Genomic DNA, 25,297 nt, shown 5'->3' with positions numbered 1-25,297 from the left:
GGCGGCGCCCCTCAGGGAGCGCTGACCTCCGGCGTCTGCCGCACCACGCCGGCCTTCCCCACGGCGGTCGCGGTCTCCTGGGCCGGCAGGCGCCGCATCAGCAGCCCGTACCCGAGTCCGGCCACGGTGCCGACGACGGCGCACACGCCCCACAGCCACCGCGCCCCGAACCGGTCGATGACGAGCCCCGACATCAGCGGGGCGACGAGCGCGGCGACGGCCCAGGACATGGTGTACATGCCCTGGTAGCGCCCGCGTCCCCGGACCGGTGACAGCTGGACGACCAGCCCGGTCTGGGTGGGCGCGTTGACGATCTCGGCGAGCGTCCACACGCAGACGGTGAGGGCGAAGACGCCGACCGACCCGGCGAAGGCGGTGAGGCCGAAGCCGTACCCGGCGAGGAGCGAGGAGACCACCAGCAGCCGCCCGGGGTCCCGGTGTTCGATGAACCGGGTCACCGGAATCTGCAGCACGACGATCAGCACACCGTTGACCGCGATGGCCATGCCGTAGTCGGCCGGGGTGAATCCGGCCGCGCCCATCGCGATGGGCAGTCCGACGGCCCCCTGCTGGAAGATCAGAGCGACGAGGAAGGACAGCCCGACGACCCCCATGAACCGCCCGTCACGCAGGACGGTCCCCAGCCCCACGGCGTCCTCCCGCGCCTCCTCGGCACTCTGCACGGGCTTCGACTCGGGGAGCTTCACGAAGACGACGACGGCGCACGCCATGGTCATCACGGCCTCGATGAGGAACCCGGCGAGGTAGCTGTACTCGGCGATGAACCCGGCGGCCATGGCGGAGACGGCGAAGCCGAGGTTGATGGCCCAGTAGTTGAGGGAGAAGGCGCGGATACGGTCCTCGGGCCGGACGATGTCGGCCATCATCGCCTGGACGGCGGGCCGGGAGGCGTTGCTGGCCATGCCGACGAGGAAGGCGACGGCGGCGAGGGCGACGGGGTCGCGCACGAAGCCGAGGGCCGCCACGGACACGGCGGTGGAGGCCTGCGCGATGAGCAGCGTGGGCCGACGTCCGAGCCGGTCGGTCATCACCCCGGCGCCCAGCGAGGAGATCACCCCGCCGAGGCCGTGCACGGCGGCGACGAGACCGGCGTAGGTGGCGGAGTAACCGCGGTCGAGGGTGAGGTAGAGCGCCATGAAGGTGGCGACGAAGGCACCGAGCCGGTTGACGAGGGTGCTCGTCCACAGCCACCAGAACGCCGGGGGCAACCCGGACACGGTCTCCCGGACCGCGCGTCTGACACGGACGACGGACGCCATGGAACCCCCCGCATGTAAGCACCTGAAACAGCGAGCACACCTTACGAAGGAGCCGGAGGGATCCACCACTCAATTAGCAGATCCCGTCAACCGTCCGCACAGCGAGCGGGGGCACGGCCCGCTCAGGGCTTCGATTACGCTCGGACCCATGGCCGACGCACCGTACAAGCTGATCCTCCTCCGCCACGGCGAGAGCGAGTGGAACGCGAAGAACCTGTTCACCGGCTGGGTGGACGTCAACCTCACCCCGAAGGGCGAGAAGGAGGCGACGCGCGGCGGCGAGCTGCTCAAGGACGCCGGCCTGCTGCCCGACGTGGTCCACACGTCCCTCCAGAAGCGCGCCATCCGCACCGCACAGCTGGCGCTGGAGTCCGCCGACCGCCTCTGGATCCCGGTCAGCCGCAGCTGGCGCCTGAACGAGCGCCACTACGGCGCCCTCCAGGGCAAGGACAAGGCGCAGACCCTCGCGGAGTTCGGCGAGGAGCAGTTCATGCTGTGGCGCCGCTCCTACGACACCCCGCCGCCCCCGCTGGACACCGACGCCGAGTACTCCCAGTTCGACGACCCGCGCTACGCGGCCCTCCCGCCGGAGCTGCGCCCGCGGACGGAGTGCCTGAAGGACGTCGTCGTCCGGATGCTGCCGTACTGGTTCGACAGCATCGTCCCCGACCTCCTGACCGGCCGCACGGTCCTGGTCGCCGCCCACGGCAACAGCCTGCGCGCCCTGGTCAAGCACCTCGACGGCGTCTCCGACGCCGACATCGCGGGCCTGAACATCCCGACGGGCATCCCCCTCTCCTACGAACTCGACGCCGACTTCAAGCCGGTCAACCCGGGCGGCACGTACCTCGACCCGGACGCGGCCGCGGCCGCCATCGAGGCGGTCAAGAACCAGGGCAAGAAGAAGTAAGTACGCACAAGCAAGCCCCCTACCTGTGGGTTTTCCGCGAATAGGGGGCTTGTTGCTGTGCTGGGACCGCCGCTGGGCCGTCAGGTGCGGGAGGGCCCCAGCCGGACCGTGTCGAAGACGGCGGCTGCATCCTTACGGGTGCGCTCCTGGCTGGACGGCCTCAGGATCCGACCAGTCCTCCTCCTGCCGCTGGCCCGCCGACAGGGTGGCGAACTCCCGTCCCGTGCATACGATTTCACTTTGATGAAGCGTTACAGGGCGCAGGAGCGGTAGGTGCCGCCGGCCCGTGGACGACAGGGGGCATCACAAGCGCACCGGATCGGGCGGGGAACAGCGGGGAACCACGGTGACAGTGGTCCAGTCCCAAGAGGGGCAGCGCAGCCGATTGCCCAGCTCGGCAGCCCAGGCGCCCGGTGCGGGCCGGGTACGGCCCGCACCGGCCGGGGCCGGTCAGCCGACGAGTGCCCGCCAGGTCACGGCGCCGGCCACGCCGTCGACGACGAGCCGGTTGACGCTCTGGTAGGTGCGGACGGCGGAGGTGGTCACGGAGCCGAAGCCGCCGTCGACCACGAGTCCCGCGCTGTGCTTGTTCAGGACCGTCTGCAGGGCACGGACATGGTTTCCGCTGTGGCCCTGCTGGAGGGTGTAGACCAGGTGCGGCCAGGTCGCGGGACCGACCTGGCCGTCGGCGACCAGACCCCGGGCCGCCTGGAATCGTTTCACCGCGTCGACGGACACCGACCCGTAGTAGCCGTCGGCGGCCAGGCTGTAGCCCCGCTGCGTCATCAGGTACTGGATGGCGGTGACCCTCTTGCCCCGCGCGCCCGCGTCGATCCTGGACCAGCCGCCGCCCAGGTCCACGCCGCGGCCGGCCATGAACGTGACCGGGTTGGTGGTGACGCCGAGCCCGCCGGAGTGAACCTCGAAGTGCAGGTGGGGTCCGGTCACGTTGCCGGTCGCACCCATGTCGCCGATGCGCTGACCGGCACCGACCGTCGCGTTGAGGCCGACCCTGTACACGCTGAGGTGACCGTAGTAGGTGTACTGCCCGCCGCCGTGCGAGAGGACGATGCCGTAGCCGGTCCGGCCGCCGAGTCCTCCGCCCCATTCGCGGCGGATCACTGTTCCGGCCGCCGCCGCGTAGACGGCGGTGCCGGTCGAGTTGGTGATGTCCTGGCCCGCGTGCGAGGCGCCGCCCCGCGGCGCTCCGTAGTGACCGCCATTGGGGAAGTAGCCCAGGGCGGGGTTGCACCAGCCGCCGTTCTTCAACGACGCGGCCGAGGCCGTCGCCGTCAACCCCGGTACGAACCCCAGGGAGACGCCGAGTCCCAGACCCACGCCGGCCAGCAGACCGCGGCGGGACAGACCGGCGCGAGGACGTTCTTCCTGGGCCGCAGCTGCTGACGCGCAGGAGTCACACATACCGTCTCCCCGTTGTCTGTCGTGAGCATGGCGATACGATGCTAAGGGACGACGAGGTCCCTGTCAGTACCTCGCCCAGCGCGGACAGCACTACAGCGCCGGAGCCGTCACCCTCGTAGTGGCCGTCACGGCCGAACTGCGGGGACTGAGTCTCCGCACCGTGACCGGGACTTCGAATGCATCGCCGCCGCCGTTCCGGCTGTCGCCCCTCGTCTGCCCACCGCACGGGAGAAAGCATGCGGCCTCGGCCCGCATCCCCACATGAGTACGGCTACCCGGACGGCGCAAACGACCACCACGGTCGGCGACTCAAGGGAGCGGTGGGCCGTTCGGGGGCGAGCCGAGGGTCGGGGAGGTCTGGACCCGTTGTTCGACCCACTGGCGGAGTTCCTCGTCGCCCACCCGCTCGACCGTTGCGAGGAGTTCCTGCCGCGCTCTTTCGTCGCGGTCGGTCGCGGGCAGCAGGCGGTTGACGGCTCGTCGGAGCGCCTCGTGCGACTGTGCCGCCAGTACGTAGCGGGGGCCGTGTCCGAAGACCTGCCGGAAGCCGGTGAAGAAGAGGGCCCCGCCGGCGATGAGGGCCGTCAGCCACGCCGGGGCGCTGAGTCCCGCCGCCACCACGGTGGAGGAGGCGGTGGCGAGAGCACCCAGCTCGGTCAGGCGGTACCACCGTCGGGACGAGTTCCGCACCTGCTCGTAGAAGGCCAGTTCCCCCTGGGCCAAAGCCAGTACGGGGTCCGGGGCGTCCGGCCAGTCGGCATCGGGTATCCGTCGGCGCATGAGCACATGGTGCAGCACATGGTTTCCTCAGGAGGCCGCGTACGGAACATGTGGTGATCGAGCTCCTGAAGCGGGACGCGGGACCGGGCTTGCGGAATCGGCAAACGGGCTCGTCCTCCCGGCAGGGCCTTCCGCATCATCGGCGTCGAGTCGGCGGGGCGGCGGGAGAGGGCCGTCCCGGCGCACGGCGGACCGACGGCCCGGAGGAGACGCATGACGCAGCACGCCGCGGAGATCACCCACCGGTCGGCCCCCTCGCCGGGAGGCCGGATCCGCCTCGCGGCGGCGGGATACCGCGCGGTCGCCCTCGACGTCCGCGGCTACGGCCGCTCCTCCAAGCCGGCCGCGACGGACACGTACCGGATGCCCGCCTGCCTTCGCCCGATCGGCCGCCGGTCACGGCACAGTGGGGGCATGGAGGCAGACGGCAGGAATCTTCTGGCCCGGGGGCGCGTGGCGACCAGGCTGCCCGCCCAGGACCTGGAGCGGGCACGGCGCTTCTACTCCGAGAAGCTCGGTCTGGAGCCCGTGGACGAACGGCCGGGCGGGCTGCTGTACCGGTGCGGCGGCACGGAGTTCGCCGTGTTCCGGTCGGCGGGGACCTCGCCCGGCACCTTCACCCAGATGGGGTGGCAGGTCGACGACATCGAAGCGGTCGTGTCGGAGCTGAGGCGGCGCGGCGTGGTGTTCGAGGCGGTCGACCTGCCGGGGTTCCGGACGGAGGACGGGATCGCCGAGATCGAGGGCAACTATCCGAGCAAGGGCGCCCGCGGTGAACGCGCCGCCTGGTTCCGTGACAGCGAGGGGAACCTGCTGGGCATCGGCGAGCCCGTCGTGTGACCGCGTCCACGGCAGCCGCCCCGGCGACGGTCACCACGGTCGTCAGCGGGTCCCGTCGATCGCCACCTCCGCCCAGACCGTCTTGCCCACGGGATCACGGGGCTTCCAGCCCCAGCACTCGGCCAGCACGTCCACCAGGAGCAGGCCGCGACCGGACTCGCCGTCGGGGCACGAGGAGGGCGGAGCCGCCGGTGGCTGTTTCGCGGCGGCGGCGTCGGCGAGCTCGATCCGCACCAGGCCCGCCGCCTCGTCGAGGGCGATGCGGAGACGGAAGTCGTGCCCCGGGACGCGGCCGTGCCGCACGGCGTTCGCCGCGAGTTCGCCGACGACCAGGGCGACCGTGCACGACACGTCCGAGGCCGGCGGGCGCCCCCACTCCTCCAGGCACCGCACGGCGAGGCGCCGGGCGAGCCGTGCGCCGCGCGGTGTGGAGGCGAACTGGGCGGTTTTCTCCTGGGGTTGAGTGACGTCGGGGTCCCTTCCGGATCCGTCACCCGAAGTGGTCGTTCCTGTCAGCACCGCGTGCCCGTCCTTGCCTGTCGAGCCCTGAGACGCCCCGCGATGCGCACGAGTCGTCACGTTCCGTGCTCAAGAGTCGCGTGACCGCCCTACGCTCGGAAGGTGACATGGCATTACCTTTCGGCTGGTAAGGGATGGAAGTGACGCTTTGGCCAACGGAATTGATCCCAGCGCCTCCATGGCCGCCCTGTTCGGCTCACGGGTGCGCAAGCTCCGTACGGCGGCCGGACTGACCCAGGCGGAACTCGGCACGAAGACCCATGTGGTGGGATCGCGGATCACCCAGATCGAACGGACCTCGGGAGCCAAACCCACCCTGGAACTGGCACGTGCCCTCGACGCCGCTCTCGGCGCGGACAACCTGCTCGTCGACCTGTGGCCGTACGTGTACCGGGAGGCGTTCCCGGACTGGTCGCGGAAGTTCATGGCGTACTCGGAACGGGCGGTGTTCATCGGGGAGTACGCGTCCCACGTGGTGCCCGGTCTCCTGCAAACCGAGGAGTACGCGCGGGCTGTTCTGAGGGTCGGCGTCACGCTGAGCAGCGAGGAACAGTTGGAGGAAAGGCTCTCCGCTCGTATGGGACGGCAGGAGCGGCTCGGCTCGGACGACAGGCCGGTTCTCTGGGTCGTCCTGGACGAGGCGGTGCTGAGACGCCCGATCGGCGGCCATGCCGTGATGCGCGAGCAGTTGGCGCGGCTGCTCGATGTCGCGGCGGAGCGGCACATCACCGTCCAGGTACTGCCCTTCGAGCAGGGCGAGCACGACGCGATGGGCGGATCGTTGACGGTTCTCACGCTTCCGGACGGCTCGGACGTCGCGTACACGGAAGGGGCGCACTACGGCCAACTCATCGAGGATCCGGACGAGGTGAGGAAGTTCTCCCTGACCTACGATCGGCTGCGGGCGGCAGCCCTGCCCCCGCTCATGTCGCTCGGCATGATCCGATCCGTGATGGAGGGCAACCACCGTGGAGCGAAAGTCCCGTCCCGATCAGAACGGCGTCGTGTGGCGCAGGAGCAGCTACAGCAATCAGGAGGGCGGCAACTGCGTGGAGGTGGCGGCCGGGTTCCCCGGCGTCGTCCCCGTCCGTGACAGCAAGGCCCCGAACGGTCCCGCTCTGCACTTCGAGGCCGGCTCCTGGGCATTGTTCATAGGTGAGTTGAAGGCTGGCCGGCACCGCCCCTGAGGCAGCCGGGCGATGCTGTCCCGCCCGGGTGGTGCAGGGGATCTCCGCGGTCCCGACACCGCGGGGCCGGAGACGGACGCCTTGCTGAAAAGCGTGAGCAGCCGGCGGGCATGTGTCACGTGAGCGCTCAAACGAGCGGCATCAGGACAGTGGCAGCCAAAGTGCTCACGCTTTTGGGATGACGTCCCGCCGGGCGCGGGCGCCGTCCGCCTTCCGGGCTCACCGGGCCCTTGCCCGCGAGGGCCCGGCGGGCCGCTGACCTCCTTAAAGAACCGGGGGAAAGAACTACCCGCCCACCCACCCTCCCCGCCGAAAGGCCCGCGTCACCCGTCCGGGTGACCGGCTTGCGGGTGCGGGACACAGGCGGTTACGTTCGCCGCAACAAGCTCGACAACCACAAATAGATACGGCCCCCGGCCGGGAGTGGCATCCCGGACGAGGGCCTGACCGATCAGGAAGAAGAGACCTTCCCGATGGCTGACCCGCAGTCTAACGCGCGCCTGCGCGCCGACGCCGGAGCTCCGACCTCCGGCGTGATCCACGTCCGCACCCGGCTCACCGCCGACTTCACGGTGATCTCCAACGCCCTCGCGCAGCGGCGCGGCAGCGCGGTCACCATCGGCGTGGCGGTGTACATCCTCTCCCTGCCCGACGGCACCCCCGTCAGCATCGCCGCCCTGTGCGCGCACTTCACCGAGGGCGAGATCCTGATCTCGCGGGCGCTCAGGGAGTTGGAGGAGGCCGGGTACCTGAAACGCCGCCGGGTACGGCTGCCCACCGGGCAGATCCGCACCCGGACGTACTTCCACGACATCCCCGGCGGTACTCCCCAGCCGGACCCGGACCCCGACCCGCACCCGGGCGGGCCCCCGGAACCGCCGAAGCCGCCCCGGCCCCGGAAGTCGCCCGCAGCCGAGCACGCCACGCCCTTCTCAGCAGCCGTCCTCGAAGCGGCCCCCGCGCCCGCCCCCGCTCCGGACCGGCCGGAAAAACACGCGTCGCTCTCCGACGCCGACCCGCAGGCGGTCGCCGTCCTGACCTCCCTGCGCCGCGTCGATCCGCGTCTGGTCCTGTCCGAGCGCGAGGCCGTGCGCCTGGCGCCGGCCGTCACCGAGTGGCTGGCGGCCGGGGTCGCCCCCTCCCAGATCACCGCACATCTCACGGCACGGCTCCCCGACCACTTCCTGACCCGCCCGGCGGGCATCCTCGCCTTCCGCCTCCGGGAAACGCCCCTGCCCGCACCGACCCCGGTTCCGCTCCCGCCGACCCCCGACCGCCCGGCCGTACAGCCCTTCCAGACCTGCGACGGCTGCGAGCGCGCCTTCCGCGCACCCGAGCCCGGGCGCTGCCGGGATTGCCGACAACGCGAGAAGGACCGCCCTGCCGCCGCCTGAACCGGCAACGCAGGACGCTTGACCAGCTCGGACACGAGGACGACACTAGATGTACTACATTTGTCATACACGAGGGGAGGTCGAGATGACCTCGAAGACCGGACAGAAGAGTCGCACCGTGGGCGCCACGGCCAAAAGGCGCACCTCGACCACGGCCCGGACCCCGCAGACGCGCCGGAAGCAGGGCGACAGCGGCGCGACCAGCGTGGCCCAAGTGCGTTTGCGCCCGGATGAGATGGCGGATCTGCAGCAGGTGATGCAGACCCTCCAGTTGCACTCGCTCTCCGATGCCCTGCGCGAAGGGCTTCGGCTGCTCTCCCGCGAGGCGACCGAGGTCGCCGCCTCTCAGGAGATCCGCGACTTCTATCGCGGCGCCCAGGCTCCTACTCCCGAAGGCGTTCTGCCCGCGACGACGGCCGAACTGGCGGCAGCGGACGAGACCGAGTGGTGAACACCGGCTCCGCACTGCGGGGCGAAGTGTGGGGGTGCGCCCTCCCTGGCCCCCTCGGCCCGCACCCCGTGGTCGTCCTCACGGTGAACCGGATCGCCGAACCGCTGTCGGCGCTGACCGTCGCCGTGATCACCGGGACACCCGGTCCCGCCTCCACCCACGTCCCGGTCGGTCCCGACTGCGGGGTGACCAAGTACGACGAGTCGTACGTGAACTGCACCGACCTGCACACCGTGGACAAACCAAGGCTCCGGCGGCGCCTCGGCCTGCTGGCCCCGAGCGAGATGCGGCGTGTGGAGGAGTACGTGCGCGTGCTCCTGGGGCTGACGTAGTCACCGCCCGCCGCCTCGCGTTCCTCGATGACACGCGGCTCGTGAACAAAGCCGGAAGGTCGTTTTTCCGGCGATGAGTTGATGACCGAGGGATCGATCGATCAGTTGTCCTGTCCTTCCGGCATGGCGAAGTGGTGGCGGTCTCCGGGCGATGCCTTCTGGGCGCTGGACCGGGCCCTGGGCGGGCATCGGCGGCCGACTCGGGCCCAGCAACGGGTGGCCCGTCACCCGGTCAGAGCCGGTCTCTGCCTGGCTGTTCCCTTCACGTTGTTCTTCTGGATGGTGTCGCCCGAAGGGGAACCCACCGGTTTCCTGTTCGCTGTGCTCGGCGGGCTGCTCATGGGACTTGTCTACACTTCCTTCATCGCCCTGGAGCGGCTTCGGCAGCGCCGGCTCAAGCGTCTGGGGATGTGGGACGGCTCTTGAGCGGGTGGTGATCCGCCGGAGGCGAGGGGCGGCCGGCGTTGCCGGGTGCCGGAAGGCCGCGGCGTGGCCTCTTTGCCGTACCGAGCGGGCGCGTGGGCCCGATCGAGCGGTCAACATGAGGGCTGATCAGTCTCGGCCGGGCTGTCGGCCACGCTCCTGACCGAATGAGCGCGAAGCGGTGGGGAAGATACTCGAATCCATGACAGAACCGCTGGACATGGCCGTGAACGTGTTCATGAACGTGTTCATGCCGGTCGTGGCGGCGGGTTGCGCATGGCTGGGATGGACGTCCCTGCGTCGGCCCCGGCGGTCTCCGCTGATCATGCAGGGGCCCGGTTGGCTCGTCCGCGCCTGGGGCCTCGGCTACCTGCTGCTGGGGGTGGGTCTCGCCGCGGAAGAGGTGGGCCGGATGGTCGGTGAGGAACCGGTCTGGCCGTCGGGCCCGATCCGCTGGATCGCCGGGCCACTGGTGGTCCTCTCCATGCTGGCCGGAGCGGTCTGGCGGTGGCGGGAGCGCCACGCCGGCCGGGTGGCGGGCGAGAGGCGGCCCGTGTGAACCGGCGCGTCTCCTGGGGCGAGGCCCTGCTCGTGGCCCTGGCCTGCTGGGTGGTCAGTTGTCTGGGGTACGCCGTGCTCGCCGCCCTGGACGAGCCGGGCCTCACGGTCGCGCCCCTCCTGTGCCTGGGCCTCGTCCAGTGGTTCTGGACGCGCCACCGTGTCTGGCCGGCCGCGGTCGCGGCGGCCTGCGCGGGGGTCGTCGTCCTGTTCGGGGTCGTCGACCTTCTGCGACCGGACCTGGGCCGGTACGTCGGTGACGCGCCGGCCACCGGTCTCGGCGCGACGGCGGCCCTGGGCGTCTTCACCCTGACCTGCCACGTCCGCGTGCGGGCCGGCGGCCGAAACCACTGAGCCGGACGGGAACGCCGATCACCCGGTGGGAGGGGCTCAGATCCCGGGCGAGGACGTCCCCTTCGCCCCCATGGCCGACCGGAGCACCTGGACACCTGGGTAGCTGGACACCTGGACACCGCACGTGATCAACATACGATCCGTCCGCACGCCGGGCCGTCGTTACGATCATGGTCCATGGACTGGGCAGAGCGCGCGACGGAGTTGAGGCAGTGGAGCAGGAGCGGGGTCCGGGCCCCGCACAAGCCGCTGCTCCTGCTGTACGCCCTCGGCCGGTTTCAGGAGGACGCCGACGGTGAGCTGGCCTACAGCGCGGTCGAGGAAGACCTGAAGCGGCTGCTGGCCGAGTACGGGCCGCCCCGCCCGACCACGCCCGCCTACCCGTTCCATCACCTGGTCGGTGACGGGGTGTGGGAGGTGCGGAGCGACCGGGGGTCCGGCAGTCCGGGTACCGGGGTGCGGGAGTTGCGGGCGACGAACGCCGCCGGGCGGCTCGCGCCGGAGTTGCGGACGGCGCTGAGGAGGAGCCGGCCCTGCTCGGGCGCATGGTGCGGGCGCTGCTCGACGCGAACTTCCCACCCTCGCTCCACTCCGACCTGTGCGAAGCCGTCGGGCTGGTGCCGGAGCCGTCGGAGACCGGGCCGTTCCCGTCCTCCCGCAGGCAGCAACGGGACCGCCGGATGCGGGAGCTGATACTGACCGCGTACGAGTACCGGTGTGCCTTCTGCGGTTACGACGGCCGGCTCGGGAGCGTGTCCGTGGGGCTGGAGGCGGCGCATGTGCGCTGGTGGGCGTACGAGGGCCCGGACGACGTCGACAACGGGCTGTGTCTGTGCTCGCTGCACCACAAGCTCTTCGACAAGGGTGTCCTCGGGGTCGGCGACAGTCACCGCATCCTGGTCTCACAGCGCTTCGTCGGGCACGGCGCCGCGGCCCGCGCGCAGGTCACCGAGCTCTCCGGCCGGCCCCTCCTCGGCCCGCAGCCGGGGGTCGCCCCCGTCGCGGCGCCGCACCGCGCCTGGCATCTCGCGCAGGTCTTCCAGGGCGACCCGCGCCCGGCTCGCGCCGCCTCGTCATCGGGGTGAACGCGTGCGCAGCCACTCCTCCGTCACCGCGAAGTCCTCCTCCGTCAGCCCCCTCGCCGGATCCACCCGGAGCAGCAGGGCGGGCGCCGGGTGGGCCGGGCCCGTCGGCTGGTGCTCGACGGCTCGACGGGGGGCCGCCGAGCGAGGTCGCGGTGGCCACCGGTTTCCACGACCAGGCCCATCTCACCCGGCATTTCCGGAAGCTGGTCGGTGTCACACCGGGCCGGTACCGCGCGGGAGGCCGGTAGCCCCTGCGGAAGCGGGCCACCGGCCCCGGACGGCCGGACGGCGGCTGTGTCGCCGCGTCACCTCACGTCGACGTAGTCGCCCTTCGCCGTCGCCCCGCCGGTCGTGGACGTCTGGCCGAACGTCCAGCGCCAGTAGCCGTCGGTGGTGGCCGTCACCGTGGTCTTCAGGGCGCCCGTGGAACTCGCCCGCACGTACTTGACCGTCGTGTAGGTGCTGGTGCCCGCCTTGCGGAACTGCAGCTTGGCCAGCTTGTTGCCGTAGCCGACGTACGCGTGCCTCACCCAGTCGGCGCGCGTCAGCTTGCCCGTCACGGTGAGCGTCTTGTTCTTGGCGACCGGTTCCGGCGAGGCGTTGACCGTGGCCCGCGCGGCGCGCTTGACCTGGAGGGAGCCGAGGCCGGTCAGGTACCCATGGCTCTCGATCCGGTCCTTATTCGAGAGGAACGCGTTGAAGGCGAGCTTCCAGGTCGTGGCATCGTTGTTCGAGTCCAGGTTGTAGCGGGGGTCGATACGGAGGCCCCCTTCGCAGTTCTCGGCGTACCGACCGTCCTCGTAGCAGTAGATGAGGTCGTGCTGGATGAGCCCGTCGCCGGCGTCAGTCTCAGAGGCCTTGGCGGCCGTGGTGCCGTGGTACAGGAACGGGGTCGTGTCCACCGCGGCGTGCGTGTAGCCCGAGGGCGCGGTCGCCCGGTAGCTGATGGAGGGCACCTTCACGTCGGTGATCCCCACGACGATGGGCTTGCCCTTGTTCACGACCACGTTCGATATCTTGATGCCGGTGTCCGCCGCCTGGGCGGGCGGTGCGGTGAACACCCCCAGGGCGAGCGCTCCGGTGAGCGCGGCCGTGAGGGTGGATCTGCCAGTGCGCACGCGCGTCCTCTTCATGCACGGGACCCTGACCGACAGGGTCCGGATCGCGTCAGGTTAACAGCTCGTATCCGCACGCCCGTTCGGAGTCTCTGCCGTGAGCTGCGCGGTCCCTACTCGTCCGAGGGGCGCTCGATCAGCCGGGTGAACGCGTCCAGGTTCCGCGTCGACTCCCCGCGCGAAACCCGCCAGGCGTGCTCCTTGCGGATCGCGGTGGCGAAGCCCAGTTCCAGCAGGGTGTTGAAGCTGCCGTCGGCGGCCTCCAGGACCTGCCCGAGCAGCCGGTCGACCTCGTCCGGGGTGACGGCGGGCAGCGGGAAGCGGCCGGTGACGTAGATGTCGCCGAGCGGGTCGACGGCGTAACTCACGCCGTACAGCTTGAGGTTGCGCTCCAGGAGCCAGCGGTGGACGGCGGCCTCGTTCTCGTCGGGGTGGCGGACGACGAAGGCGTTGAGGGAGAGCGAGTGCCGGCCGACGATGAGGGAGACCGTGGTGGACAGTTTGCGGGTGCCGGGGAGCTTCACGACGTACGTGCCGGACGCGGGCCTCTCCCAGTCGAGTCCGGCGTCCTTCAGGACGCCCTCGACGACCTGAGCCGCCGCCTGCTGCTGTTGCGCTTCAGCCATGGTGGGAGCGTACGTGACGGCGGTGCGCCTGCGTCGCGGCCGTGTAGACGTCGGCCGTGGCCGCGGCCGACCTGTCCCAGCCGAAGGCCTGCGCGTGCCGGGCGGCGGCCTCGCCCATCCGGTCGGCGAGGTGCGGCTGGTCGGCGAATCCGATCAGCACGCGCGCGTAGGCGTCGGGGTCGTGCCCCTGGACGAGGAAGCCGGTGTGCCCGTCCCGTACGGCCACCGGGAGTCCGCCGACCGAGGCGGCGAGCACCGGGGTGCCGGCCGCCTGTGCCTCTATGGCGACCAGGCCGAAGGACTCGCTGTAGGAGGGCATGACGAGGACGGACGCGGCCCGGAACCAGTCCGCGAGCTGTTCCTGCCCGACGGGCGGACAGAACCGTACGACGTCGGCGATGCCTAGGCGGGCGGCGAGTTTCTGCAGTCCCTCGGGTTTGGCGAGGCCGCTGCCGCTGGGGCCGCCGACCACGGGGACGCAGAGCCGGGAGCGCAGCTCGGGGCGCTCGCCGAGCAGCGCGGCGACCGCGCGGAGCAGTATGTCCGGAGCTTTGAGCGGCTGGATACGGCCCGCGAAGAGCGGGATCAGGGCGTCCTGGGGCAGACCGAGGCGGGCGCGGGCGGCGGCTTGCCCGTCGGCCGGGCGGAAGCGGGACAGGTTGACGCCGGGATGGACGACGGCGACTTTGGCCGGGTCGGCCGAGTAGTGCTGTACGAGTTCGGCGGCCTCCCCGGCGGTGTTGGCGATCAGCCGGTCCGCGGCGGCCACTATCTGGGTCTCGCCGATGACCCGGGCGGCCGGCTCGGGTGTGTCGCCGGCGGCGAGGTTGGCGTTCTTGACCTTGGCCATGGTGTGCATGGCGTGCACCAGGGGGACGCCCCAGCGCTGGGCGGCGAGCCAGCCGACGTGGCCGGAGAGCCAGTAGTGGGAGTGGACCAGGTCGTAGTACCCGGGCCGGTGGCCGGCCCACGCCTGCATCACCCCGTGCGTGAAGGCGCACAGCTGGGCGGGCAGCTCCTCCTTGGCCAGGCCCTCGTAGGGGCCGGCGTCGACGTGCCGGACGAGGACGCCGGGCGCGAGTTCGACGGAGGGCGGGAGGGCGGCGGTGGTCGCGCGCGTGAAGATCTCGACCTCGATGTTGATCGCGGCGAGGCGCTGCGCGAGTTCCACGATGTAGACGTTCATGCCGCCGGCGTCGCCGGTTCCCGGCTGGTGCAGCGGGGACGTGTGCACGGAGAGCATCGCCACGCGGCGGGGCCCGCGGTGCAGCCGCAGCCGCGGGGGTGCGGCGGGGGAGCGCCGCCCGAGCCTGGCGAGGTACTGGCTCACGTGGCGTTCCTCCTCGTTGCGGGCCTGACTTCCGGGGGCCTGCGGGCCCTCCAGCTCCCCAACACCGGAGGGGCCCGTTCCCATTTCCGGGCGACCTCCCCGGATCGGGTCTTTACCGAATCATTACCGCACTTCGCTCAACCGTTCGAGTGCCGGGTGCGTACGGGCATGGGGTGTCGGACGTGTGGCGTCGAGGCCGGTCTTCCCGCTCGGCCCCGGCCGGCCCCGGATGCCCGCATACCCTCGTACGCATGACTGCCCGCGCCGCCTCCCTCCCCCGCTCTCGGCTTCTCCCCCACTCCCGACTCCGCTCGAGCGGGGGAGGCGGGACCTCCATGAGCGGGGGGATCCCCCTCGTGGGTGCGGTGACGCGCGGGACGACCAACCCCAACCGCCTGCGCCGTATGGACCGCTGGATCGCGGCCACGCACGGCGCCGAACTGCGCCGCGCCGACCACGCCGTCGCCGTCGACCTCGGTTACGGCGCCGCCCCCTGGACGGCGGTCGAACTGCTGCACCGCCTGCGCACCGTGGCCCCACGCGCGCGGGTGACGGGCGTCGAGATCGAACCGGCCCGGGTAGTGGCGGCCCGCCCGTACGAGCGTGAGGGGCTGGCCTTCCGGCACGGCGGCTTCGAGATCCCACTCCCCGGACGGCCGACGCTGATCCGCGCGGCGAACGTCCTGCGCCAGTACGACGAGGCCGAGGTCGCCGCCGTCTGGCAGCTGCTGCGCGCGCGGCTCGCCCCGGCCGAACCGGGGAGGGGCTCGCGCGGCGGACTGCTGGTCGAGGGGACCTGCGACGAGATCGGGCGGCGGCACGTATGGGTCGCCCTCGGCCCGGAGGGGCCGCGCACGGTCACCTTCGCGACCCGGCTCGGCTCCCTGGAACGCCCCTCGGATCTGGCGGAACGCCTGCCGAAGGCACTCATCCACCGCAATGTCCCCGGCGAACCGGTGCACGCCTTCCTGCGCGACTTCGACCGCGCCTGGGCGGCTGCCGCGCCCTACGCCTCGTACGGCGCCCGCCAGCGCTGGATCCGCACGGTGCGGGACCTGACCGCCGACTGGCCGGTGGCGGACGGCCCGGCACGGTGGCGGCAGGGCGAAGTCACGGTGCGGTGGGAGGCCTTGGCACCCCGGGGATGAGCCCCGGGAACGATCTCCGTGAGTCGTTCGTCACATCGACGGGGCGATCGTCATGACGGGGAGGGGGAGACGGGAAGCGTTACCTCTGTCACTTCAGGCGCCGGCATGGCAGCATCCCCCGAGCGCAGGATGTTACTGACGGTTAATCAGTTCGGGGGCGGGGCATGAAGACGGGCAGGCGCACGCTGACCACGGCGGCGGTGACCGTGGTCTGCGCGATCACCGTGCTGGCGGCACCGGGCACGGCGTTCGCGGCCCCCACTCCCCCGCCGCCCCCGAGCGCGAGTGCGAGCGCCGGTGGCGCGCCGTCCAAGGAGCTCGAAGCCGTACGCAAGGAGCTCGACAAGCTCTACCGCGCCGCGGCCGTGGCCACCGAGGAGTACAACGCCGCCGAGGAGAAGGCGAAGCAGCAGTCCACCGAGGTCGTCCGGCTGGCCAAGAAGATCGCCAAGGGCAAGGAGAAGCTGGCCGAGTTGAAGGACCGCGCGGGCGCCGCGGCCGCGTCCCAGTACCGCGGTGGCGGACTCCCGCCCGAGGCCCACCTGATGCTGAGCGACAACCCGCAGGAATTCCTCGTCGGCGCGGGCCGGATACGTCAGGGCCAGCACGCGGCCGAGGGCCTGCTCGGTGAGATGAAGCGCACCCAGGAGGACCTGGAGCAGTACGCGCAGGACGCCGACGCCCAGTGGCGGAAGCTGGAGGTGGGCCGCAAGGCCAGGGCCAAGGCGCAGAAGAAGATCGAGAAGCAGATCGCGGCGGCCGAGAAGGTCGAGTCCGAGCTGGAGCAGGAGGAGAAGGAGCGCCTGGCCGAGCTGGAGCGGCGGGCCGCCCAGAAGGCCCAGTCCGCCTGGCTGGACTCCGGTGTCCTCGACGGCATCGAGACGGAGGCGACCGAGCAGGGCAGGAAGGCCCTCGCGTACGCCACCGCGCAGATCGGCAAGCCGTACGAGTGGGGCGCCGAGGGCCCGAAGACGTACGACTGCTCGGGACTGACCTCACAGGCATGGACATCGGCCGGGCAGGGCATCCCGCGCACCTCGCAGCAACAGTGGAAGCAGCTGAAGCGCGTCGCCGTCACGGACATGCGGCCCGGCGACCTCGTCATCTACTTCGACGACGCCAGCCACGTCGGCATGTACGTCGGAGACGGAGCCATCGTCCACGCTCCGCGCCCGGGACGGACGGTCACGATCGCGGGGGCCGGTTCGATGCCGATCCTCGGGGTGGTCCGCCCGGATACCGGCGTCAGCGAAACCTGAACCGAGGACGAGAACGACGAGCACGACGAGAGCGCGGACACGGACGCGGACTGAGCCACCCGTGACCTGCACCACGTGACCCAGTCCACGCCAATGACGCGGCCGAACCCCTGTGGGCGTGACGTTCGTCATCCCGGCCGGATCTCCGCCGTGTCCAACTGCTGCCCATAACGCGGCATATGACACCGGCTGATGGCCGAGCGGCGTGCTCCGCATCATTCCGCTGCGGCGCCGACACCCGCTATCGTCCCCGCTGGAAGGGGCACCCCCTGCTCACCCGGAGTGGAAAGCACGGGGCACACGGACCGAGATCCCGCGCCCCCACCACGCCCTCGGGGGAGGGAAGGAACCCGGAACAATGCCCGCACCCGTACCGCGGCAGAGAACGCTCCCGGCCGTGGAAAGCGGTCAGGCGCACGCCGCATCACCGAACGGTGGCCCCGCCGAGGACGCCTCGGAGGCCGGAACAACGGCTTCGCGCACGACGGAGCACACCGAGAACGGCACCAGGAACGAGACGACCTCGACCTCCCCCACCCACCTCACACTGCTGCTGATCGAGGACGACCCGGCGGGCTCGCCGATCGTGCCGGACCTGCTCGACCAGACCGGCAAGCCGATCCGCGTGCGCACCGCCCGCAACCTCACCGAGGCCGAGCGGCTGCTGACCGACGACGTCCACTGCATCCTCCTGGACCTCGCGCTGCCCGCACCCGGCAACCGGGCGGACAGCAGCGGCAACGGCGACGGCGGTGCCAACGGTGGCGACGACGAGCTCGCCGTGCTCAAGCACGTGCTGGAGCTCGCGCCCCGGCACGCCGTCCTCGCGCTGACCGCGTCGGGCGATGCCGAGCGCGGCGCGGAGGCGGTGCGCGTGGGCGCCCAGGACTACCTCTTCCGCGACGAGCTGGACGGTCGGCTGCTGAGCAGGGCGATCCGGTACGCGGTGGAGCGGAAACGTTCCGACACCACCGAGCGACGGCTCGCCGAGGGCAGGCTGCGCGCCCAGGAGAACGCCCGCCTGGAGCGCGGCCTGCTGCCGACCCCGCTCCTGGACGGCTCCCCGCTCCACTTCGCCGCCCGCTACCGTCCGGGCCGTTCGCGCGCCCTGCTCGGCGGTGACTTCTACGACGTCGTCCGCACCCCGGACGGCACGGTGCACGCCATGATCGGCGATGTCTCCGGCCACGGCCCGGACGAGGCCGCCCTCGGCGTGGAGCTGCGCATCGCCTGGCGCGCGCTGACGCTGGCGGGCCTGTGCGGGGACGAGCTGCTGGGCACACTGCAGCAGGTGCTGGAGCACGAGCGCGCGGACGACGAGATCTTCGCGACCCTCTGCGCGGTGGACATCTCCCCCGACGGCCGCCGGGCGGGCCTGTGCCTGGCCGGCCACCCATCGCCGCTCCTCGCCCTGCCGGGCCGACCGGCGCGGCTGCTGCCGTACGACAACAACGGCCCGGCGCTCGGGCTGCTGCCCGGTGCCCGCTGGCCGCGTACGCAGGTGGAACTGGGCACGGAGTGGAGCCTGATGCTCTACACGGACGGCCTGATCGAGGGCCGGGTCGGCGACAGCGGGGAACGGCTCGGCCAGGACGGCATGGTCGGCATGGTCCGCCGCCGGCTCACGGACGGTCTGCGTGGCGAGGAACTGCTGCGGGCGACCGTCAACGAGGTCCGTGACCTCAACGGCGGCGAGCTGACGGACGACGTGGCGGTACTGCTCCTGGACCGGGTGCCACCGCCGCGGCCGTGAGGGCCGGGTGCTCTGCTTTCCTACCGTCCGCCGTTGTACGGACCGTAGGGGCCGTCGCTGCTGGAGCCCCGGTGGCTGCGCCCGCCGCCGGAGAGGCCGCGCAGGGCGGGACGGACGTCGACCATGTACACGATGGTCGCGATCAGCCCGATGATCGGCAGGAACGACAGGATGTTGAAGATCAGGTTCACCACGAAGGCGAGCCCGAGGATGATCAGCCAGAACGGCTTGGTCTTCTTGTCCGCCGCCCGGTAGGCGTCCTCGCGACGGATGGCCGCGTCGATCAACGCGAAGCCGCTGAAAACGATCAGGGCCATGCTCAGCAGCCACATGAACCCCGCGAAGCCCTGCATCAGCACAACGTCCACCACCCGACTCGGCTCGTCCTTTACGCGGTCACCGTACCCGCAACCGCCTGGCGCTACCCCGTAGAACGGGCCGGACACCACGAGAGTGCCCGGCCCGTACCACCCGCTGATACCGCTACCGCTCGCTCCTACTGGGCGGGCGGCGTCGTCTTCTTGGCCGTGGTCTTGCGCGCCGGGGTCTTCTTGGCGGCGGACTTCGTCGCCTCGGCGGAGTTGCCCTCCTCGACGCCGACCGACTCGAGCTTCGGCGTGGTCACGGCCTTCGGTCCGGTCTCGGCCTTCGGCTCGACGGCGACGGCGACGTCCTCGACGGCGACGGCGACCTCCTCGATGCCCTCGGCGGCCTCGCCGCGCCAGGTCCTCACGGCCTGCTCGCCGTGCTCGGCGACCTTCTCGTAGGTCTCGCGGGCCTTGACCGCGTACTCGGCGGCGACGCCGACCCCGCGCAGGGCCAGGTCCTGGGCGGTCTCGCCGAACTTCTTCAGGTCGGTGTCGAGCGAGCCGAAGAACTCGCCGACCTTGGCCTGGACGGTCTCCTGCGTCTCCTTGACCCGGATGGTCGCCTTCTCCTGGACGGCCTTGGGGTCGGTGTTGCGGACGGCCTCGATACGCGACGGCGCCTCGGCACGGATCTGCTCGACCAGGCCCGGAACCTTTTTGGCCTGCTGCAGAGCGAGGTCGGCGGTGCCGGCGGCGAAGTAGAGCGGGGTCGGGTCGCTGAAGGTCTTGCGCAGGTCGTCGGTGATGGCCATGGTGAGGGTCCTCCCGGGTTCGTTTTCGGCTGGGGGTTTGTATGGTCCGCGGCGGCGGCCGGTGCCCTGCTCCGGCTCAGTCGGCCGTCTGCTGCGGACCGATGTCGCTGCTGTTGCTGCTGTTGGTGGAGGGGCCCCGGCGCCCGGCGGACGTACCGCCACCGGCCTTACGGCCCTGCCGTATCGCGGAATCGCCGCCGGAGCCGCCACTCCCGTCGGCACCTCCGGAAACATCCGAGGCCTCCGCCCCTTGAGCCACCTCGACAGCACCAGCGGCACCGGCGACACCGGCGGTCCCGATCACCTCACCGTCCTCGGCGCCCCCAAACCCGTTCTCCTTGCGGAAGGACTCGTAGATCTGGAGCAGCACCTGCTTCTGACGCTCGCTCAGCGTGGGATCGGCGAGGACGACGGCCCGCGTCTCCACTTCCTCCCGGTCCCGCTCGGCGTCGAGGATGCCGGCGCGCACGTACAGCGTCTCGGCGGAGATCCGCAGCGCCTTGGCGACCTGCTGCAACACCTCCGCGCTCGGCTTGCGCAGCCCGCGTTCGATCTGGCTCAGATACGGATTGGACACCCCGGCGGCATCGGCGAGCTGCCGCAGCGACAACTGCGCATTGCGCCGCTGCTCCCGCAGGTACTCACCAAGGTTGCCGACGTTGAGTGATGCCATGACCCCACCCTGCCCCACGCCGCTAACTATTGCAAGCACTCGCTTGCAATAGTGCGCCTCACCGGATGGAGCACCTCTGTGACCGAGCACTTCGAATTGTCCGTTCCCAGTAGACGTGGCGGAGTCCTGCAGAACCTGACGGACGAACTGGCGGATTCCCAGCAGACCTGGCTCGCTGGACGAGCGGGGCGTTCGCTTCCGATCACGGGATTGATCCCCGCTGTGCTCTGGTGGTGGTCACGGTGCAAGAGCCGGGGCCCTGGTCGCCTCACGCTCGGGACCTTTATTCCGAAAGCGGTGCCGCGTCTCCCCGTGATGGGATGAGCCGCATGAGCGAGCCGTCCCTGCGTGACCGCATCGAGCAGTACTACGCCACGGTGCCATTGGTGTTCGCCGATGCCGAGGAGTTTGGCCCCTTGCGCCTCTTTGTGCGAAAGGCCGAGGGAACCCCGTATTACGGCGGCCCGAACCACGCCCGCCCCGCCTCGGCAGGCCCCGTGACTGCCACCGCCGCCGACATCGCCCGCGTGCGCGCCCGACAGCGCGAGCTCGGCGTGCCGGAGTCCTTCGAGTGGCTCGCCGAGGTGACGCCACTGCTGCGCGCCCGCATCGAGGCAGCCGGCCTCCCGGTAACGGAACGCCCGCTGATGATCCTCGGCCCGCGCCATCCACTGCCCCCGCAGTCCCTGCCCGAGGGCGTTACGATCCGGGCCCTGGGCGCCGACGATCCGGCCTTGCCCGCCGTACTCGCCATCCCCCGACTGGCCTTCGCGGCAGAGGGCACAGCGGTAGGTCCGGCTGGCCGCGCGGAGTTGGCGGCGGCGGCCGAAAAGCTCGCAGTGGACGGCACGGTGACAACGATCCGTCCCTCCCTCCGCGCCGGCCACAAAACCCTCGTCGCCGCTTTCGCCCCGGACGGCACTCCTCTTGCCGCGGGGCACTACCACCCGGCGAATGGCATCACCGAGATCGGCGGTATCGGCACTCTTCCCACAGCCCGCCGCCAGGGTCTCGGCGCTGCCGTCATGGCGGCACTGGCTGCCCACGCCCGGGATCATGGCGTGCACACCATCTTCCTCGCCTACGCGGAGGAGGCCGTCGCCCGTATCTACGCCCGCCTGGGCTTCCGCATGGCCGGCACCACCCTGCTCATCGCCAACCAGCCAGCCCGAGGTCAGTAGGTCTGCGGACTACGCCGAGCGGCTGGAAGCGGCGCCGTCGGCTTCGCCCCTCCTCCGACGCCAGGGGCCACGCATAGGGTGCTTCGTACGCCTCATTCGCACACCGGGTCACACCCGTACCACATGGGAGCACACACATGCGCAGGGCAACGACCATCACGGCGCTCATCGCGGCAGCCGGGCTGATGACCGCGTGCGGCAGCAGCGGCGGCGACGACGGCAAGAAGGAGCGCGGCGCCGCCAAGGGCACGGCCACGTCGTCGTCCGAGCCGGCCTCCGAGGGCCAGGACAAGACGTACGAGGTCACCTTCGAAGTCGGCGGCGAGGGCGAGTCCAGCGTCTACTACAACCTCGACACGAACCGCTCCGAGCAGGTCACGCTGCCGTGGAAGAAGTCGGACGAACTCACCTTGAACAGCACCGAACGCAAGGTCGGGATCACCGTGTCCGTCGTGCCGGGATCAGTGAAGCTGTCCAACGGTCAGTTCGGCGCAGCTCCTTGCTCGATCACCGTCGACGGGAAGAAGGTCGCCGAGGACCCGGGCGGCGTCGAGGGCAAGCACAAGTGCGAGTACACCCTCCGCTGACAGCGCACCCTCCGTTCCGCTCGTCTCACCGAACCTGCGCCGCCCTGGTCACGGGGTCGTCAAGGGACCCGTCGGATCACGTGCGGATCGGTGGCGGCGGGGTGTGACGGCACCCGGAGCGCGGGCGGGGTGGGGATTCTCCGCCGCGCAGGCCGGAGAGCCCCCACCCCGGTGGGTGTGGTCGCGGTGCGAAGCGACGCCGGGACGCTACTCGGCCCGTTCGAAGCCGGGGCCCCGGGAGCCCATCATGACCCGCAGGGTCGTGTAGCCGCCCTCGCCGTCGTTGACGTTCTTGGTCCAGTACTGGCACGTGTAGCCGGTGTCGGCGTTCAGGTCGACCGCCTTGGCGACGGGGATCTCCTCGCAGGCGAGCTTGCTGCTGCCCGGATACCCGGCTTCGGCGCTGTACCTCTCGTGCAGCAGGTTGTACACCGACTTCGCCACCAACAGGCCCTTCTCGGGCGTGGTGTCGTAGAAGGTGAACATGCTGCCTTCGGTGTACTTGTCGCTGATCTTGATCTCGTAGGGAACCTCGGCCCCCTCGTACGTCGCGACACACCGACTGACCGCACCGGCCTTCCGGGTCACGCCATCGGCGCACTCGGCGCTGGTCTCGCCGGGCACCATGGCGCTGCGGAGGACGGTCTCGCGCAGCTTGTGCTCGACCTGCTGGGCGAAGGGCGCGCCGTTCTCGGGGGCCGGGGTGACCTTGAGCTTGTCGTCGCCGCTGCTGGCGACCACGTCCTTCTGAGGACCGTCGACGGCGACCGGCAGCGCCTTCTGGTCATCGCCCGAACCGGAGGGGAGGTCACTGGAGCCGGCGGGGCGGTCACTGGAGCCGGAGGAGCCGCCGTCCGATCCGCAGCCTGCGGTGAGCAGACCGGCCGCGACCAGTCCGATCAAAATCTTGGGGTATCGCATAAAACGAGCGTAAGCGTCGCCGCCGACACGCCTTGGGGCGAATCCGGGCGGCAGCGAGGCGCACGACCGTTCGAACCTTCTGGGCTACGGGACTTAACGGAGCATAAACGAACGATTTCGCGTGCCGAGGCTCCAATTGCACGAGTACCCAGCACCGTTCGAAGACACTGCCGTAGCGCAAATGTGACAGGAGCCCGTCTCCACGGAGCGCCACCGAGGCGGACGCGGACGCGGACGTTGACCCTCACCTTGGGGGAGGCCACAGCATCGGTGGGGCCGGGCGAGGTGCTCGGCATGAGGAGGAGTGGGCATGGGGTCGCTGACCATCGGGGCGTTCGCGAAAGCGTCCCGACTGTCGCCGAAGGCACTGCGTGGAGGAGCGAACGGCATGCACTTCGAGTTGTACCGGATCCGCTCCCAGGAACTCATCCGTGAAGCCGACGCATACCGACTCGCCCAACAAGCCAGGAAGGCCGAACCGGCTTCCACCGGCTCCGGGGTGGTTCAAGGTGAGTGCGGCTCGCAGGTGACGAGTTCCGCTCGGTCACACGGCGGCCGCGCCGAACCACTTGGGCAGGTGGCCGAGTAGGTCCTGCTGGTCCTCCCCGGCCCATGCCACGTGGCCGTCCGGCCGCAGCAGCACCGCGGATACGTTCAGTTCCTCGCTGACGTCGACGACGTGGTCGACCCGGTCGGTCCAGCCCGCCACCGAGAGCCGGCCGGTCTGGTCGAGTAGCAGTCCGCGGCCGCTGTGCATCAGCGCGTAGAGGCGGCCCTGCTTCAGCCGCACGTCCCGCATCCGCCGGCCGAGCAGTTCGTGGCCCTCGCCGAAGTCGTAGCGGACCCCGACCGCGGTGATCATCTCGGTGACGTACCGGTTCACCTCCTCGAAGTCCATCAGCTTCGAGAACAGCTCCCGCAGCGCTGTCGCCCCCGGATCGGTTCCCAGCAGCGCGATCTGCGCGCGGGTGTTGTCCAGCACTGCGGCGCCGACCGGGTGCCGTTCGGCGTGGTAGCTGTCCAGCAGCCCCTCCGGTGCCCAGCCGCCCACCGCGGCGGCCAGCTTCCAGCCGAGGTTGAAGGCGTCCTGGACACCGAGGTTGAGCCCCTGTCCGCCGGTCGGCGGGTGGATGTGCGCGGCGTCGCCGGCCAGCAGCACCCGGCCGACCCGGTAGCGCTCGGCCTGCCGGGTGGCGTCGCCGAACCGGGACAGCCAGCGCGGGGAGTGCACGCCGAAGTCGGTGCCCGCGCAGGCCCGCAGCTGCTGCTTGAACTCCTCGAGGGTCGGCGCGGTCGCGCGGTCCTCGGCCACACCGTCGGCGGGCACGACGACGCGGTAGACGCCCTCCTTCCCGTCCTCGTCGGGGATGACGCCGAACCGCAGCTGGGTCTTGCGGACTTCCGCGACGACGGCGGCAACCGTCTCCGCGTCCTCGGTCATCTCCATGTCACCCAGCAGCGTCTCGACCGTGGCGGGCTCGCCGGGGAAGCCGACGCCGAGCCGCTTGCGCACCACGCTGCGGCCACCGTCGCAGCCGACGAGATAACGCGCGCGGAGCCGCTTACCTCCCCGCCGGTTACGCCCTCTTCGGCAGGGGTGCCCCCACGGGCCAACTCGACGGTCACCCCGTCCTCGTCCTGGCTCAGACCGACCACTTCGCAACCGCGCCGGATCTCGGCACCGAGTTCGAGGGCCCGTTCGTTGAGCAGCCGCTCGGTGACCGGCTGCAGGGTGGAGAGGCCGTACGGGTGAGCCGTGTCCAACCGGTCCGGCCACGGCTTCATGATGCCGCCGAAGAGACCACCGACCTGGAACTTCTCACTGACCGCGAGGAACCGGTCCAGCAGGCCGCGCTGGTCCAGCATCTCGACGCTGCGCGCGTGCAGGCCGCGGCCGCGGGACTGCTCGGTCGGCTCGGTCAGCCTCTCCAGCACGACCACCTGCACGCCGTGCAGCCGCAGCTCGCCCGCCAGCATCAAGCCGGTCGGTCCGCCGCCGACCACGATCACGTCAATGACGTCGGTGACGTCAACCACGAAAACCCCCAT

Annotated in this window: 26 protein-coding genes and 4 pseudogenes; 18 read left to right on the top strand and 12 right to left on the bottom strand. The window is 70.9% G+C overall.

What is annotated here, in order from left to right:
- Nucleotides 1-11 precede the first annotated feature (11 nt).
- The gene (locus tag WJ438_RS22045; protein WP_406726763.1) at nucleotides 12-1,280 is read right to left on the bottom strand and encodes an MDR family MFS transporter; all 1,269 of its coding nucleotides are present in this window, start codon (nucleotides 1,278-1,280) and stop codon (nucleotides 12-14) included.
- Nucleotides 1,281-1,428: 148 nt separating this feature from the next.
- On the opposite strand from WJ438_RS22045, the gene WJ438_RS22040 reads away from it, so the two are divergent.
- Nucleotides 1,429-2,190 (top strand): phosphoglyceromutase, encoded by a 762-nt coding sequence (locus tag WJ438_RS22040; RefSeq protein WP_406726762.1) that lies wholly within the window; start codon nucleotides 1,429-1,431, stop codon nucleotides 2,188-2,190.
- A 450-nt stretch (nucleotides 2,191-2,640) separates the two neighbouring features.
- On the opposite strand, the gene WJ438_RS22035 is transcribed toward WJ438_RS22040, so the two are convergent.
- Both WJ438_RS22035 and WJ438_RS22030 read right to left on the bottom strand, forming a co-directional pair.
- Nucleotides 2,641-3,612, bottom strand: a complete 972-nt coding sequence (locus WJ438_RS22035) for a peptidoglycan-binding protein (protein ID WP_406726761.1) — start codon at nucleotides 3,610-3,612, stop codon at nucleotides 2,641-2,643.
- 309 nt (nucleotides 3,613-3,921) lie between these two features.
- Nucleotides 3,922-4,392 carry an SLATT domain-containing protein gene (locus tag WJ438_RS22030; protein WP_406726760.1) on the bottom strand — a complete coding sequence of 157 codons (471 nt, stop codon included), beginning with the start codon at nucleotides 4,390-4,392 and terminating at the stop codon, nucleotides 3,922-3,924.
- Nucleotides 4,393-4,605: 213 nt separating this feature from the next.
- On the opposite strand from WJ438_RS22030, the pseudogene WJ438_RS22025 reads away from it, so the two are divergent.
- Nucleotides 4,606-4,758 (top strand): annotated as a pseudogene (locus WJ438_RS22025) (alpha/beta hydrolase); the annotation flags it as partial.
- 48 nt (nucleotides 4,759-4,806) lie between these two features.
- Complete coding sequence (locus tag WJ438_RS22020) at nucleotides 4,807-5,232, top strand: VOC family protein (RefSeq protein WP_406729771.1); 426 nt, start codon at nucleotides 4,807-4,809, stop codon at nucleotides 5,230-5,232.
- Between the two features lie 42 nt (nucleotides 5,233-5,274).
- On the opposite strand, the gene WJ438_RS22015 is transcribed toward WJ438_RS22020, so the two are convergent.
- A complete protein-coding gene (locus WJ438_RS22015; RefSeq protein ID WP_406726759.1) occupies nucleotides 5,275-5,751 on the bottom strand; it encodes an ATP-binding protein in 477 nt (158 codons plus the stop codon).
- Nucleotides 5,752-5,929: 178 nt separating this feature from the next.
- Here WJ438_RS22015 and WJ438_RS22010 point away from each other — a divergent pair, with 178 nt between their 5' ends.
- The 10 genes and pseudogenes from WJ438_RS22010 to WJ438_RS21965 form a co-directional block, all read left to right on the top strand.
- On the top strand, nucleotides 5,930-6,844 hold the full coding sequence (locus WJ438_RS22010; RefSeq protein WP_406729770.1) for a Scr1 family TA system antitoxin-like transcriptional regulator: 915 nt from the start codon (nucleotides 5,930-5,932) through the stop codon (nucleotides 6,842-6,844).
- The gene (locus tag WJ438_RS22005; protein ID WP_406726758.1) at nucleotides 6,756-6,938 is read left to right on the top strand and encodes a DUF397 domain-containing protein; all 183 of its coding nucleotides are present in this window, start codon (nucleotides 6,756-6,758) and stop codon (nucleotides 6,936-6,938) included. The genes WJ438_RS22010 and WJ438_RS22005 overlap by 89 nt, the downstream gene beginning before the upstream one ends.
- A 473-nt stretch (nucleotides 6,939-7,411) precedes the next feature.
- On the top strand, nucleotides 7,412-8,332 hold the full coding sequence (locus WJ438_RS22000; RefSeq protein ID WP_406726757.1) for a hypothetical protein: 921 nt from the start codon (nucleotides 7,412-7,414) through the stop codon (nucleotides 8,330-8,332).
- Between the two features lie 85 nt (nucleotides 8,333-8,417).
- Complete coding sequence (locus WJ438_RS21995; RefSeq protein WP_406726756.1) at nucleotides 8,418-8,783, top strand: hypothetical protein; 366 nt, start codon at nucleotides 8,418-8,420, stop codon at nucleotides 8,781-8,783.
- Nucleotides 8,780-9,115 (top strand): type II toxin-antitoxin system PemK/MazF family toxin, encoded by a 336-nt coding sequence (locus tag WJ438_RS21990; RefSeq protein WP_406726755.1) that lies wholly within the window; start codon nucleotides 8,780-8,782, stop codon nucleotides 9,113-9,115. The genes WJ438_RS21995 and WJ438_RS21990 overlap by 4 nt, the downstream gene beginning before the upstream one ends.
- A gap of 81 nt (nucleotides 9,116-9,196) precedes the next feature.
- A complete protein-coding gene (locus WJ438_RS21985) occupies nucleotides 9,197-9,541 on the top strand; it encodes a hypothetical protein (protein WP_406726754.1) in 345 nt (114 codons plus the stop codon).
- 199 nt (nucleotides 9,542-9,740) lie between these two features.
- On the top strand, nucleotides 9,741-10,097 hold the full coding sequence (locus tag WJ438_RS21980) for a hypothetical protein (RefSeq protein ID WP_406726753.1): 357 nt from the start codon (nucleotides 9,741-9,743) through the stop codon (nucleotides 10,095-10,097).
- Nucleotides 10,094-10,450, top strand: coding sequence for a hypothetical protein (locus WJ438_RS21975; RefSeq protein ID WP_406726752.1), 357 nt, complete (start codon nucleotides 10,094-10,096; stop codon nucleotides 10,448-10,450). Before WJ438_RS21980 ends, WJ438_RS21975 begins: the two co-directional genes overlap by 4 nt.
- Nucleotides 10,451-10,627: 177 nt before the next feature.
- Nucleotides 10,628-11,535: pseudogene (locus WJ438_RS21970) on the top strand (phosphorothioated DNA-binding restriction endonuclease).
- An 84-nt stretch (nucleotides 11,536-11,619) separates the two neighbouring features.
- Nucleotides 11,620-11,783: pseudogene (locus WJ438_RS21965) on the top strand (helix-turn-helix domain-containing protein); the annotation flags it as partial.
- 57 nt (nucleotides 11,784-11,840) lie between these two features.
- Here WJ438_RS21965 and WJ438_RS21960 read toward each other — a convergent pair.
- The 3 genes from WJ438_RS21960 to mshA form a co-directional block, all read right to left on the bottom strand.
- Nucleotides 11,841-12,653 (bottom strand): hypothetical protein, encoded by an 813-nt coding sequence (locus tag WJ438_RS21960; RefSeq protein WP_406726751.1) that lies wholly within the window; start codon nucleotides 12,651-12,653, stop codon nucleotides 11,841-11,843.
- Between the two features lie 110 nt (nucleotides 12,654-12,763).
- Nucleotides 12,764-13,276 carry a YbjN domain-containing protein gene (locus WJ438_RS21955; RefSeq protein WP_406726750.1) on the bottom strand — a complete coding sequence of 171 codons (513 nt, stop codon included), beginning with the start codon at nucleotides 13,274-13,276 and terminating at the stop codon, nucleotides 12,764-12,766.
- A complete protein-coding gene (gene mshA / locus WJ438_RS21950) occupies nucleotides 13,269-14,606 on the bottom strand; it encodes a D-inositol-3-phosphate glycosyltransferase (protein ID WP_406726749.1) in 1,338 nt (445 codons plus the stop codon). Before mshA ends, WJ438_RS21955 begins: the two co-directional genes overlap by 8 nt.
- A 335-nt stretch (nucleotides 14,607-14,941) precedes the next feature.
- Here mshA and WJ438_RS21945 point away from each other — a divergent pair, with 335 nt between their 5' ends.
- From WJ438_RS21945 to WJ438_RS21935, 3 genes are all read left to right on the top strand, one after another.
- Nucleotides 14,942-15,754: a class I SAM-dependent methyltransferase gene (locus WJ438_RS21945; protein WP_406726748.1), complete on the top strand. Its 813-nt coding sequence runs from the start codon at nucleotides 14,942-14,944 to the stop codon at nucleotides 15,752-15,754.
- Between the two features lie 164 nt (nucleotides 15,755-15,918).
- A complete protein-coding gene (locus WJ438_RS21940; RefSeq protein WP_406726747.1) occupies nucleotides 15,919-17,013 on the top strand; it encodes an NlpC/P60 family protein in 1,095 nt (364 codons plus the stop codon).
- 358 nt (nucleotides 17,014-17,371) lie between these two features.
- On the top strand, nucleotides 17,372-18,766 hold the full coding sequence (locus WJ438_RS21935; RefSeq protein WP_406726746.1) for a PP2C family protein-serine/threonine phosphatase: 1,395 nt from the start codon (nucleotides 17,372-17,374) through the stop codon (nucleotides 18,764-18,766).
- Between the two features lie 20 nt (nucleotides 18,767-18,786).
- Here WJ438_RS21935 and WJ438_RS21930 read toward each other — a convergent pair whose 3' ends face one another.
- The 3 genes from WJ438_RS21930 to WJ438_RS21920 form a co-directional block, all read right to left on the bottom strand.
- A complete protein-coding gene (locus tag WJ438_RS21930) occupies nucleotides 18,787-19,119 on the bottom strand; it encodes a DUF2516 family protein (protein ID WP_079060893.1) in 333 nt (110 codons plus the stop codon).
- A gap of 143 nt (nucleotides 19,120-19,262) precedes the next feature.
- Entirely contained in the window at nucleotides 19,263-19,886 is a 624-nt protein-coding gene (locus WJ438_RS21925; protein ID WP_406726745.1) for a hypothetical protein, read from the bottom strand.
- 76 nt (nucleotides 19,887-19,962) lie between these two features.
- Nucleotides 19,963-20,559: a helix-turn-helix domain-containing protein gene (locus WJ438_RS21920; RefSeq protein ID WP_406726744.1), complete on the bottom strand. Its 597-nt coding sequence runs from the start codon at nucleotides 20,557-20,559 to the stop codon at nucleotides 19,963-19,965.
- A 329-nt stretch (nucleotides 20,560-20,888) separates the two neighbouring features.
- Here WJ438_RS21920 and WJ438_RS21915 point away from each other — a divergent pair, with 329 nt between their 5' ends.
- Complete coding sequence (locus WJ438_RS21915) at nucleotides 20,889-21,740, top strand: GNAT family N-acetyltransferase (protein ID WP_406726743.1); 852 nt, start codon at nucleotides 20,889-20,891, stop codon at nucleotides 21,738-21,740.
- A 137-nt stretch (nucleotides 21,741-21,877) separates the two neighbouring features.
- On the top strand, nucleotides 21,878-22,327 hold the full coding sequence (locus WJ438_RS21910) for a hypothetical protein (protein ID WP_406726742.1): 450 nt from the start codon (nucleotides 21,878-21,880) through the stop codon (nucleotides 22,325-22,327).
- Between the two features lie 207 nt (nucleotides 22,328-22,534).
- On the opposite strand, the gene WJ438_RS21905 is transcribed toward WJ438_RS21910, so the two are convergent.
- The gene (locus WJ438_RS21905) at nucleotides 22,535-23,248 is read right to left on the bottom strand and encodes a hypothetical protein (RefSeq protein ID WP_406726741.1); all 714 of its coding nucleotides are present in this window, start codon (nucleotides 23,246-23,248) and stop codon (nucleotides 22,535-22,537) included.
- A gap of 544 nt (nucleotides 23,249-23,792) precedes the next feature.
- Nucleotides 23,793-25,297, bottom strand: a pseudogene (gene rox, locus WJ438_RS21900) (rifampin monooxygenase).

This window comes from Streptomyces sp. GD-15H, assembly GCF_045291515.1.
GTDB lineage: Bacteria > Actinomycetota > Actinomycetes > Streptomycetales > Streptomycetaceae > Streptomyces.
Note: the sequence above shows the minus strand (reverse complement) of the source record. Positions and strands in the feature narration are given on the sequence as shown.